This window comes from Klebsiella sp. CN_Kp073 (assembly GCF_040065495.2).
GTDB classification, from domain to species: domain Bacteria; phylum Pseudomonadota; class Gammaproteobacteria; order Enterobacterales; family Enterobacteriaceae; genus Klebsiella; species Klebsiella aerogenes.
In genome coordinates this window covers 4,038,353-4,050,768 of the sequence record NZ_CM198051.1, presented here as the reverse complement: position 1 = coordinate 4,050,768, position 12,416 = coordinate 4,038,353, and the positions used below count along the sequence as shown (strand labels likewise).

The following is a 12,416-nucleotide window of genomic DNA, read 5'->3' as shown; positions in this document are numbered from 1 at the left end:
GGCGAAAAGCCGCCTCAATATGCGCAATCCCTGGCACCTGCTGGCGACCGGGTTCGGTAGCGGGCTGAGCCCGGTGGTTCCGGGAACCATGGGGTCGCTGGCGGCGATTCCGTTCTGGTATCTGATGACCTTTCTTCCCTGGCAGCTCTATTCGCTGGTGGTGATGATGAGCATCTGTATTGGCGTCTATCTTTGCCACCGTACGGCTAAAGATATGGGCACCCATGATCACGGCAGCATCGTTTGGGATGAGTTTGTCGGGATGTGGATCACCCTGATGGCGCTACCGACGATGGACTGGCAGTGGGTGGCCGCCGGCTTCGTTATTTTCCGTATCTTCGATATGTGGAAGCCATGGCCAATCCGCTGGTTCGATCGCAACATTCATGGCGGAATGGGGATTATGGTCGACGATATCGTCGCCGGGGTGATCTCCGCCGGCGTACTGTATCTGATTGGCCACCACTGGCCGATAGGTCTACTCTAAATCTGCACCCCGGCGCGGCCGGGGTCTAAATTGCGGCGTTATTTGAAGCCGACGATTGGATGGGGCCGATAGGTCGCCTCCAGCTTGTCGATCTGTTCTGGCGTCAGGGTTAAATCGACGGCATGAAGGAGCTCATCCAACTGTTCCTGCCGCGAGGCGCCAATAATCGGCGCTGCCACGCCGGGCTTGCTTAATAGCCAGGCCAGCGCCACCTGCGCGCGGTTGGCGTCTAACTCCTCAGCCACTTCCTCCAGCTTCTGTGCTATCTGCTCATCATTGGCGTCGGTGGCGCTATACAGCGATTTACCGAACTCATCGGAGACGAGGCGTGCGGTCGTTTCTCCCCATGGTCGTGTTAGTCGGCCGCGCGCCAACGGGCTCCACGGCATGACCGCAATCCCTTTGCGCTGGCATAGCGGCAGCATCTCGTTTTCTTCTTCGCGATAAATCAGGTTGTAGTGATCCTGCATGGTGACGAAGCGCGCCCAATTGTTCTGTTCCTGCAGGGCGAGCGCCTGGGCGAACTGGCGGGCATGCATTGATGATGCGCCGATATAGCGCGCTTTCCCGGCGCGTACGACATCGCTGAGCGCCTCCAGCGTCTCTTCGATGGGCGTGGCGTAATCCCAGCGGTGGATCTGCAACAGGTCGACATAGTCCATTCCCAGACGGCGCAGGCTATCGTCAATGGATCGCATGATTTGCGCGCGTGATAGTCCCTGCGGCAGATCGCCGACCTGGTGATAAACTTTGGTGGCGACGATCACCGAATCGCGGCGAGCGTACTCCCGCAGCGCGCGGCCAAGTATCTCTTCGCTGCTGCCATCGGAATAGTTGTTCGAGGTATCAAAGAAGTTAATTCCGCCTTCCAGCGCACGTTTAATCAGCGGACGGCTGCTCTCTTCAGGGAGCGTCCAGGCGTGATTGCCGCGGTCAGGTTCGCCGAAGGTCATACAACCGAGACAGAGTCGGGAAACACGAAGATGGGTATCGCCAAGAGGGATGTAGTGCATAAGACGCTCCTGCTACTTTAAAAGGTATCCTTTAAGCATAGCAGGAGCGGTATGGGCAATTATGCCAACCAGTCGCGGATTTTGGCTTCGATACCGGCGGCATCAAGGCCGAGATCGGCGCGAACTTCTTCCTGAGTCCCCTGTGGGATAAAGAAGTCCGGCAGGCCGATGTTCAGCACCGGTACCGGGCGACGGTGGGCCATCAAAAGCTCGTTTACGCCGCTGCCTGCACCACCCATGATGGCGTTCTCTTCAAGGGTGACCAGCACATCGTGATCGGCGGCAAGCTGCAGGATTAGCGCGTCATCAAGCGGTTTCACAAAACGCATATCGACCAGCGTCGCATTGAGTTTTTCCGCAACCTGCGCGGCTTCCGGCAATAATGTCCCGAAGTTAAGGATTGCCAGCTTCTGGCCGTTACGTTTCACCACTCCTTTCCCGATCGGCAGCGACGCCAGCGGCTCAAGCGCGGCGCCGGTTCCGGTACCGCGCGGATAGCGTACCGCGCTAGGGCCGTCGTTATAGTGATAACCGGTGTAGAGCATCTGGCGACATTCATTTTCGTCGCTCGGGGTCATGATCACCATTTCCGGAATGCAGCGCAGGAAGGAGAGATCGAACGCTCCCTGGTGTGTCTGACCGTCGGCGCCGACGATGCCCGCACGATCGATTGCAAACAGCACCGGCAGCTTTTGAATGGCGACGTCATGGATCACCTGATCGTAAGCGCGCTGCAGGAAGGTTGAGTAGATCGCCACGATCGGCTTATAGCCGCCAATCGCCATCCCGGCGGCAAAGGTGACTGCGTGCTGTTCGGCAATGGCGACATCAAAATATTGATCGGGGAATTTCTTCGAGAACTCGACCATGCCCGAACCTTCACGCATCGCCGGAGTGACGGCCATCAGTTTGTCATCCTTCGCCGCGGTTTCGCACAGCCAGTCGCCAAAGACTTTAGAATATGTTGGCAGGCCGCCGCTGCTTTTTGGCAGCACGCCGCTGGTGTGATCGAATTTTGGTACCGCATGGAAGGTGATGGGGTCTTTTTCGGCCGGTTCATATCCGCGGCCTTTTTTGGTCATGATGTGCAGGAACTGCGGTCCTTTCAGGTCGCGCATATTCTTCAGCGTATTAACCAGACCCAGCACATCGTGGCCATCTACCGGGCCGATGTAGTTAAAGCCCATCTCTTCGAACAGCGTGCCGGGCACCACCATACCTTTAATATGCTCTTCGGTACGTTTAAGCAGTTCTTTAATCGGCGGTACGCCGGAGAAGACTTTTTTGCCACCTTCACGCAGCGAGGAATACAGCTTGCCGGAGAGCAACTGCGCCAGATGGTTGTTCAACGCGCCGACATTCTCTGAGATCGACATTTCATTGTCGTTCAGCACGACCAGCATGTCTGGTTTGATATCGCCCGCGTGGTTCATCGCCTCAAATGCCATCCCGGCGGTGATAGCGCCATCGCCAATGACGCAAACGGTACGTCGCTGTTTGCCTTCTTTTTCGGCGGCAATAGCGACGCCGATCCCGGCGGAGATAGAGGTGGAGGAGTGACCGACGCTCAGTACGTCATATTCGCTTTCGCCGCGCCATGGGAACGGATGCAGCCCGCCTTTCTGCCGGATAGTGCCGATTTTGTCGCGACGACCAGTGAGAATTTTGTGCGGGTAGGCCTGATGACCGACGTCCCAGATTAAGCGGTCGAACGGCGTATTGTAGACATAGTGCAGCGCCACGGTCAGTTCAACCGTGCCAAGGCCAGAGGCAAAATGGCCGCTTGAGCGGCTCACGCTGTCCAGAAGATAGCGGCGCAGCTCATCGCAGAGCTTAGGCAGGCTATCTTTTGGCAGCAGGCGCAACTCCTGGGTGGAATCTACCAGCGCCAGGGTTGGGTATTTGGCAATATCAAAACTCATCAGAGACTCATTTATTGTTTATTTATCGCGCTGAATAATGTAATTCGCGAGCGCTTCCAGTGCCGTGGTATCCAGCGATTGCACAGCCAGTTCATCTAGCGCCTGGCGGGCATCGGCAACCAGATCGCGTGCTTTCCGCTGGGCTTGCTCAAGACCCAAAAGCGCCGGATAGGTACTTTTGCCTAACTGTTGGTCGGCACCCTGACGTTTGCCAAGAGTCGCAGTATCACCTACCACATCAAGAATGTCATCCTGCACCTGGAAGGCGAGACCGATATTCTCCGCAAAGCGATCGAGCGCCGGCAGCGCCTGACGGCCACGCTCGCCGGCGCTCAGCGCACCAAGACGAACCGCCGCGCGGATAAGCGCTCCGGTCTTGTGACGGTGAATTCGCTCCAGCGTCTGCAGATCGACCTGTTTGCCTTCCGCCTCGAGATCCAGCGCCTGACCGCCGCACATTCCGGCGACGCCGCTGGCCTGGGCCAGTTCGGAAACCATCGCCAGACGGTCGCGATCCGGCACTTCCGGCATCGGCGTATCACTCAGTATAGAAAATGCCAACGTTTGCAGGGCGTCACCGGCAAGAATAGCGTTCGCTTCGCCAAACTTGATGTGGCACGTGGGTTGACCGCGGCGCAGATCGTCGTCGTCCATCGCCGGCAGATCGTCATGCATCAGCGAGTAGGCATGAATGCATTCGACGGCGGCGGCTGGGGCATCCAGCGTGGAACGGCTAACGCCGAACATCTCGCCGGTGGCGTAAACCAGGAAAGGGCGCAGCCGTTTACCGCCTAATAATGCGCCATAGTGCATGGCTTCAACCAGCGGAGTGTTCTGAAACGGCTGCGGGGAGATAAAACGGCGCAGCGCGTCATTGGCCTGGGTGACACAGGCCTGTAATTGTTGCGGGAAGTCCATTTATTCAGCGTCCGGCGTAAAGGGAGTCAACGGCGCATCTTCGCTATCGGCCAGCAGAATTTGGACACGCTGCTCGGCCTGTTGCAGTTTCGTCTGGCCCTGGCGTGCGAGCTGCACCCCGCGTTCAAATTCGCTGAGCGCTTCTTCCAGCGGTAGTGCGCCGCTTTCCAGACGATTAACGATCTGCTCGAGTTCGCCTAAAGCGCTCTCAAAGCTGGCCGGGGCCTCATTTTTCTTTGGCATAGTGAATATAGACTCTTGTTATGTCTCGATGGCTATCAGTATGGTAACGGAGTCGGGCGGTTAAGCAAACTCGCGGCATTCACCCTACGGATACATTTTTGCGAAAATGCGCAATGCCAGGCGAAAAGCGAACAATGATGGTATACTCCGCGCCCTGGATGCAGACGCTGTATTGCGCCTGTACAACTTTTTTGCTTAAAGCCCCGTCGGGCTTGCCAACGAACTATTGTCGCCATGAAGTTTATCATTAAATTGTTCCCGGAAATCACCATCAAAAGCCAATCTGTGCGGTTGCGCTTTATTAAAATTTTAACCGGGAACATTCGTAACGTTCTCAAAAACTATGATGAGACGCTCGCCGTCGTTCGTCATTGGGATCATATCGAAGTTCGCGCGAAAGACGAAAATCAGCGTCCGGCTATTCGCGACGCGCTGACCCGTATCCCGGGCATTCACCATATTCTGGAGGTGGAAGATGTACCTTTCACCTCGCTGCACAACATTTTTGAGCAGACATTACCGCTGTGGCGCGAGCAGCTCGAAGGCAAAAGCTTCTGCGTGCGTGTGAAGCGCCGTGGTAAACATGAATTCACCTCAATTGAGGTTGAGCGCTACGTTGGAGGCGGCCTGAACCAGCATATCGAATCGGCGCGCGTGAAGCTCACCGACCCGGACGTGACGGTTAACCTCGAGATTGAAAACGATCGCCTGTTGCTGGTGAAAGGGCGCTATGAAGGTATTGGCGGCTTCCCCATTGGTACTCAGGAAGATGTGCTGTCGCTCATCTCCGGCGGTTTCGACTCCGGGGTTTCAAGCTATATGCTGATGCGCCGCGGCTGCCGCGTACACTACTGCTTCTTCAACCTCGGCGGCGCGGCGCATGAAATCGGCGTTCGTCAGGTGGCGCACTATCTGTGGAACCGCTTCGGCAGCTCCCATCGCGTTCGTTTCGTGGCAATCAATTTTGAGCCGGTCGTTGGCGAAATTCTTGAAAAAGTCGATGATGGTCAGATGGGGGTGGTGCTCAAACGTATGATGGTGCGTGCGGCATCGAAAGTCGCTGAGCGTTATGGCGTGCAGGCGCTGGTGACCGGCGAAGCGCTGGGCCAGGTCTCCAGCCAGACGCTGACCAACCTGCGTCTTATCGATAATGTCTCTGACACGCTGATCCTGCGTCCGCTGATTTCGCATGATAAAGAACACATCATCAATCTTGCGCGTGAAATCGGCACGGAAGATTTTGCCCGCACCATGCCGGAATACTGCGGCGTTATCTCGAAGAGCCCAACCGTAAAAGCGGTGAAAGCGAAGATCGAAGCGGAAGAAGAGAACTTCGACTTCAGCATTCTGGATAAAGTGGTTGAGGAAGCGAATAACATCGATATTCGCGATATCGCCCAGCAAACGCAGCAGGACGTGGTGGAAGTGGAAACCGTCAGCGGCTTCAGCGCCAATGACGTGATTCTCGATATTCGTTCTATCGATGAGCAGGATGACAAGCCATTAAAAGTGGAAGGCGTCGATGTTGTTTCGCTGCCGTTCTATAAACTGAGCACCCAATTTGGCAACCTCGATCAAAGCAAAACCTGGCTGTTGTGGTGTGAGCGCGGCGTGATGAGCCGTCTGCAGGCGCTATACCTGCGCGAGCAGGGCTTTACTAACGTGAAAGTGTATCGTCCGTAATTCGCCTGTACTACTTATGAAAAGCCTTCCCTTAGGGAAGGCTTTTTTACATCTATTGGCTGGCGTATCAGCGTAGCGTTATCGCCAGCGCATTCAACTGATCGATAACGATATTCCATCCCTCAAAAAATCCCATCTTTTCATGCTGCTCGCGGGTTTCATCATCTGCATGCAGTACCGTAGCCGTATAGCGACAGCCGTCGTTTTCATCCGCAAAGGTAATAATAGCCGTCATAGCAAAAGGGGTAACGGCCGGCCGAAAGTTCTCGGTTAGCATTGAGGTCATGACTAATTTTTGCTGCGGAATGACTTCAAGAAAGCAGCCGGGGTTATCGCTACGTTCACCGTCAGGGCCGTGCATCACGGTGTGAAAAGCCCCACCTGGACGCAAATCAAAGGCCAGAACGTCGGTATACCACGGCTTAGGGCACCACCAGGTTTTGAGTAATGCCGGATCGGACCACGCGCGCCAGAGAGCTGAAGTGGGCGCGCTGAGCCAGCGGCTAATGACGAGGTCACGAGAATCGGTTGCGCTACGGGACATGCTACGGCTCCTCAAGATACAGGGGGGCCAGTCCGCTGCGCGGACCGGCTATCAGGATTCGTAGTAATTATAGATGCCAGCAGCCATGACCAACTGCGAAGCCACTTCATACGCTTTTTCGCGCCCGACCAGCAGGTCAATCATTTTGAGGGCGAAATCAATAGATGTTCCAGGCCCCTGGCTGGTCAACAAATTAACCCTGGGATCCCAGACGACGCGTTTATCCTGCCACTGTTCGGCGGGGATATGCTCTTTTAGCGCCGGGAAACCGGTCATGTTGCCGATAGGGAACAGATTATGTGGCACCAGAACGGTCGCTGGCGCGGCACAGATTGCCGCCACGATGCGCCCGGATAAATGAAATTGTCTTACGGTTTCTACCAGCAAAGGGCTGTCGCGGAAGCACTCGGCGCCTTTAATTCCGCCAGGCAAAACGATGATATCAAAATCGCCATCGGCGACTTCGACCAGCGGCGCATCCGCGAGGAGCTTCACGCCTCTTGAGCAGACAATCGTTAGATTGCCATCACTGGCGACGCTGGCGTTGGTCACTTTCACACCGCCGCGCGCTAATAAATCGATAGTGGTGACCGCTTCGGTCTCTTCGCTACCAGGGGCGAGGCAAATCAGTGCCGACGCGCTCATAAATATTCTCCTTTCGCTTTACCTGTTCAAATAAACGGGCATTTTCCGGCACTGACAGACCGTGGGCCCGGGCGCGATTAAGCAGAAAACCGGTGATATAGTCGATTTCCGTATGCCGCTGCGCGCGGATGTCCTGCAACATCGATGAAATATTATCTGCAGTACTTTCAATGACCTGATTCACATACAATAACAGGTTTTCTGCCGACGTATGAATGCCTTCACGTTGCATTACTGCGGCGACTTCCTGACAGATAACATTGATTTCATGCGGAAAATCACGCAGATCGCCATTTCTGCAATCTTTCAGCGCGGTCAGGGGGTTAATCACGCAGTTGACGGCCAGCTTACTCCACAACGCCGGGTGGATATTGTCGTGCCAGGCGACATCCGGTAGTACGTTTTGTAGGATGTCGGCGAGGTCGCTGTAATCTTCGCTATAGCTTTTAGCAGGGCCGATATGAGTGGTTCCCTGGGCGACGTGAATGATGACATTGCCATCGCGTCGGGCGGCGTGGGTGGTGGACGCCAGCAGCAGTGGTTGCTTAATGTTTTTTAATTCATTCAGGGTGCCCATGCCGTTATGAATAAGCAAAATAGGCGCCGAAGCCGGTAATATAGCGGCCAGATTTTTCACCGCCTGCGAAACCTGCCATGCTTTTAACGTCACCAGTAGCAAATCGCTGGAGGCGAGAAAATCAGGATCGTTAGCGGTCATTGATTCGTTAAAGGTGCTACCGTCAGTCTCAATGAGATTAACGCTACAAAATGGTTGCGGGACGCGTAACCAGCCCTGGACCTCATGTCCGTTTTTACACAGCGCGGTTAACCACAGTTGTCCCAGTGCACCGCATCCCAGTACGGTTACTTTCATTATTCCTCCTCACCTGCGACTCCCAGGCGCTTGTAGCTAAAGTATAGCGTTATCAGCTAAGCTTCCGGGATAACAAGTTGAGTTATGCCGCGTTGTGGGTATTATGCAACGCAAAAGAAACGGAAGGAGAGGAAAAGATGCCATCTTTCGATATTGTCTCTGAAGTCGATCTTCAGGAAGCGCGTAATGCGGTCGAAAACGCAAGCCGCGAAGTCGAGTCACGATTTGATTTTCGTAATGTTGAAGCCACCTTTGAGCTGAATGAAACCAGTAAAACCATCAAGGTGCTGAGTGAGTCTGATTTCCAGGTCAATCAGTTATTAGATATTTTACGCGCGAAGCTGCTCAAGCGCGGCATTGAGGGAAGTTCGCTCGACGTACCAGAAACCTTTGTACATAGCGGGAAAACCTGGTTTGTCGAAGCTAAGCTGAAACAGGGCATTGAGAGCGCAATACAGAAGAAAATCGTTAAATTGATTAAAGACAGCAAGCTAAAAGTACAAACGCAGATTCAGGGCGAAGAAATTCGTGTCACAGGTAAATCCCGTGACGATCTGCAGTCAGTAATGGCGTTGGTGCGTAGCGGCGATCTCGGCCAGCCATTCCAGTTCAAAAACTTCCGCGATTAACACGCAAAGCCCGATGGCGCAACGCCATTCGGGCATTGCGCTGATGTCGATGCCAGAGAAGGCTTAAGCCGCTCTCCGGCAAATCTAGATTTCATTACTGATCCCTTCCTTCCTGCTTTGTAATCCTTCAACAAAGTATTCAGCATATTTTTTCATGACCAACGCCAGGTTAGTTTTGCTAATTAATTTCTCAAATTGAACCTCAAAACGATGAATTCATACTTACATGATAAAACATGAGAGTGAATAAACCCCGGAAGAAGAGGGGCATACAGCGTTGATCTCAATCATGAAATAAGGAAAGTTGATTATGCACGGAACGAATTCACTTTTTGTTCATTATTTTAATCGGTGAAACTGTAACGGAGTAAGGATACGGCGTTGTGTGTGCCATTATTTATTACGCATCGCTAAAAAAATTTTGAATTGGTTTAGCAGGCGAGATGAGAACTGATGAACTAACAGCGTTGAAACGAGTCGTTACGCTCGATGCGTGGACAGGGGATGTCTCATATTTTATATGAATTGAATCAATTTTCTTTGTTCCATGTAGGTATATGCATTCGGCGTAGGCGAGCGCAAAAATACATTTTTAATATATTTAAAAATAATTTATTGAATAGAACTGCATATAACATTTGATGAGTTTACGTGCTTTTCACAGGGATTTTGTATGCATGATGCGTACTTAAAATAGTCAGGGTGAATATTGCTGCATTAGCGCAGATTATTCCTTCTGGCTGCACTCAATCAATACTATCTTAGAAAGGTTCATATGAAATACCACGAAAACAAAAAAAGGTCAGTGAAATTAAACCCGATTGCAGCGTCATTATTACTGCTGATGCCCGTAATGGCGCAGGCGGAAATTTCTATTAAAAATGGCAGCGTTACTGAAGCTTCCAATGGCGTGCCGGTTGTTAATATCGCCAAAGCGAACAGCAATGGCCTTTCGCATAACGTATATGACACGCTGAATGTTGGTGCCGAGGGCGTTATTTTTAATAACGCGACAAGCGCAGCACAGTCCGTGCTGGCAGGGCAGATTGCGGCCAACCCGAACCTTACGGATGGCAGCGCAATGGTTATTCTTAACGAAGTAACTTCAACAAATGCCAGTACCATTAATGGCATGATGGAAGTTGCAGGTGATTCCGCTCACTTAATCATTGCCAACCCTAATGGCATTACGACTCAGGGAGGCGGGTTCATCAACGCTGAAAAAGGGACATTGACGACTGGCACGCCAAAGATCGGTGATGATGGGCTGCTAAATGGCTATTCGGTTAATGGCGGAACGATTACGGTAAGTGGATTTCAGAGCGACTCGCCGACCGAAATCCTCGCGCGCAGTATCGTGGTGAATGGCGCTCTTTCTGCGAGTGAACTTAATGTCGTCGCTGGCAATAATGCCCTTAATACTGAGGGGGTGGTGACGGGTACCGTGACTGCTACTGGCAATGCTAGCAGCTATGGCGTGGATGTATCAAAGTTAGGCGGAATGTACGCGAATAAGATTAACCTCGTCAGTACTGAAACTGGGGTTGGCGTGCGAAACCAGGGAACGATTGCAGGTGGCGATAGCGGTATAAAGCTTACCAGCAATGGGAAGTTGGTTAATAAAAACGCAGCTATCCAGTCTAGTGGCGATATCACCCTGAACACCAACGGTGTTTTAGAAAATAGCGCAGGGAAAATCAACAGCGATAAAATGATCGCTATTGATACTTCGGGTAATAATGTTAGTAATATCAACGGTGGCAATATTTTAGCAACCACGAATAACTATATTACCAGCGGTAAATTCGATAATAGTAATGGTAAACTGGCTGCCGGACAAACGCTGGCTGTCAATACCAGTGGTAATACTTTTACCAATACCGGAAAAGCTAAAACGGCGGGTATTGAGGCGGGTGTCGTTGCAATAGAATCAGGTGATTTTAATAATAACAACGGTCAGATTCATGCTGGCTATGTTGGCCTGAAAAATACATCGTTAACCAATAATGGCGGAACTATTGATTCAACGGGCAATGTCGAAGTTGAAAGTACTGGAAACATTGAAAACGTAACTGGTTTGATCCGTTCCAGTGCTGGTGCTGTAAAATTAACGACAACGAAAGCAGTTAAAAACAACGACAACAAATCGGCCGATACCACGGGCGGTGAATCCTTGGGTATCGTCTCAGGTAATGGCATCGAGATTGCTGCTGACTACTTATTCAACTGGGCTGGCGAAATTGCCTCAGATGGTGATGTGAGCATCCAAACCACCAGTGATATTGATAACTATATGGGTAAAATTGAAAGCAGTAAGACTGTTTCAATTACTGGTCGCGACATCAATACCAGCCAATCCGGTATTAACGGAGGAGATGGTGTAAATATCGATCTCGACAATTACTACAGCCGCTTGGGGGTGATAACTTCAGTAAACGGTGATGTTACTATCAAAGCCAACACCGTGAGCACAGACAGTTCAGTCATTAAAGCTAAAAATATCAGTATCGATTCCGGAGCTGATATCGATGCTAAATATACTATGATGGTTGCTGATCAAAAACTAGCGCTTAATGCGGCAGGCAAAATCACCAGCACCGATAGCGACAAGTTCGGTTTCTATGTTGGTCAATATTTCGGTTATGGAAACCAACAAGGTGGTTTAATTGGTGGTGAGGGTGTTGATATTACGGCGAAAAGCCTGAATAACGAATCCGGTCGTATCATTGCGCAAACCGGTGATGTAAATATTAACCTGACTGGCGATCTTGCCAGTAACAAAGGGCAGATTGTTGCGAATTCCGGGAAAATGACGATTGCAGCGAAGAGAATTGCCGCTGATTATGCAACAATCTACAGTTCAGGCAACATGAAGATTGATGCCAGTGGATTATCGTCCAAAGCAAGTGGCTCTATCGCAAAAAACACGGCTACCGGTATCATCTCTTCTGATAGCGACGTATTGATTAATATCAATGGAGATTATAATAATACCGGCTGGGTGAACGCCAAAGGTAATATGACGGTAAATGCTTCTGGTTATCTGACTAATAACCATGCATTTAGTGCTGATGGTGATTTGAACCTGACGGGGAAAACCATTACTAATAACAGTGATATTGCTGCTGGAAATACGCTTAATATTTCTACAGCAAATGACCTGACCAATAACCTTGGCGCGAACATTTCGGCCAAAACAACTAACGTTACCGCTAAAAATATCTCTAACTGGGCTAACTTAGTTGCTGACAGCGAATTGAACGTCACGGCAAGTAATAACATTTATAATTACGGTAATCTGTATACCAATGGTAAAGCTGTTATCAATGCCAAAAAAATAGTCAATACTGGTTTTTGGGCTGTATTAGGTGGTGCGCAAGGATTTCAGACTACTGCTAATATTGTAAACATTTTTGGTACCGTGGTCGGTAAATAAATCAGGTAGCAGGTGAAAGCAG

At 51.3% G+C, this 12,416-nt stretch carries 11 protein-coding genes; 4 read left to right on the top strand and 7 right to left on the bottom strand.

Going from position 1 to position 12,416, the window contains the following annotated elements; genetic code table 11:
• Positions 1-19: 19 nt before the first annotated feature.
• Positions 20-487: a phosphatidylglycerophosphatase A gene (pgpA, locus tag ABLV66_RS19645; protein ID WP_015367991.1), complete on the top strand. Its 468-nt coding sequence runs from the start codon at positions 20-22 to the stop codon at positions 485-487.
• A gap of 38 nt (positions 488-525) precedes the next feature.
• Here pgpA and ABLV66_RS19640 read toward each other — a convergent pair whose 3' ends face one another.
• From ABLV66_RS19640 to xseB, 4 genes are read right to left on the bottom strand one after another with little or no spacing between them, the layout of a single operon-like run.
• Complete coding sequence (locus tag ABLV66_RS19640; protein WP_063416617.1) at positions 526-1,500, bottom strand: aldo/keto reductase; 975 nt, start codon at positions 1,498-1,500, stop codon at positions 526-528.
• Between the two features lie 59 nt (positions 1,501-1,559).
• A complete protein-coding gene (gene dxs / locus ABLV66_RS19635; RefSeq protein WP_047068049.1) occupies positions 1,560-3,422 on the bottom strand; it encodes a 1-deoxy-D-xylulose-5-phosphate synthase in 1,863 nt (620 codons plus the stop codon).
• 18 nt (positions 3,423-3,440) lie between these two features.
• A complete protein-coding gene (ispA, locus tag ABLV66_RS19630; protein ID WP_047078660.1) occupies positions 3,441-4,340 on the bottom strand; it encodes a (2E,6E)-farnesyl diphosphate synthase in 900 nt (299 codons plus the stop codon).
• On the bottom strand, positions 4,341-4,583 hold the full coding sequence (xseB, locus tag ABLV66_RS19625) for an exodeoxyribonuclease VII small subunit (RefSeq protein WP_045390907.1): 243 nt from the start codon (positions 4,581-4,583) through the stop codon (positions 4,341-4,343).
• Between the two features lie 234 nt (positions 4,584-4,817).
• On the opposite strand from xseB, the gene thiI reads away from it, so the two are divergent.
• Positions 4,818-6,266, top strand: a complete 1,449-nt coding sequence (thiI, locus tag ABLV66_RS19620) for a tRNA uracil 4-sulfurtransferase ThiI (RefSeq protein WP_047044510.1) — start codon at positions 4,818-4,820, stop codon at positions 6,264-6,266.
• A 67-nt stretch (positions 6,267-6,333) separates the two neighbouring features.
• Here the strand turns inward: thiI and ABLV66_RS19615 are convergent, their stop codons facing one another.
• Genes ABLV66_RS19615 through panE form a run of 3 tightly spaced genes read right to left on the bottom strand, consistent with a single transcriptional unit; the run spans position 6,334 to position 8,329 of the window.
• Positions 6,334-6,810 carry an SRPBCC family protein gene (locus tag ABLV66_RS19615; protein WP_047078659.1) on the bottom strand — a complete coding sequence of 159 codons (477 nt, stop codon included), beginning with the start codon at positions 6,808-6,810 and terminating at the stop codon, positions 6,334-6,336.
• 51 nt (positions 6,811-6,861) lie between these two features.
• Complete coding sequence (yajL, locus tag ABLV66_RS19610; RefSeq protein WP_047044507.1) at positions 6,862-7,455, bottom strand: protein deglycase YajL; 594 nt, start codon at positions 7,453-7,455, stop codon at positions 6,862-6,864.
• Positions 7,418-8,329, bottom strand: a complete 912-nt coding sequence (gene panE, locus ABLV66_RS19605) for a 2-dehydropantoate 2-reductase (protein ID WP_047044505.1) — start codon at positions 8,327-8,329, stop codon at positions 7,418-7,420. The genes yajL and panE overlap by 38 nt, the downstream gene beginning before the upstream one ends.
• 137 nt (positions 8,330-8,466) lie before the next feature.
• Between panE and ABLV66_RS19600 the strand changes: the two genes are divergently transcribed.
• A complete protein-coding gene (locus ABLV66_RS19600) occupies positions 8,467-8,958 on the top strand; it encodes a YajQ family cyclic di-GMP-binding protein (protein ID WP_045390897.1) in 492 nt (163 codons plus the stop codon).
• 775 nt (positions 8,959-9,733) lie between these two features.
• Positions 9,734-12,394: a two-partner secretion domain-containing protein gene (locus ABLV66_RS19595; RefSeq protein ID WP_045390895.1), complete on the top strand. Its 2,661-nt coding sequence runs from the start codon at positions 9,734-9,736 to the stop codon at positions 12,392-12,394.
• Positions 12,395-12,416: the final 22 nt, after the last annotated feature.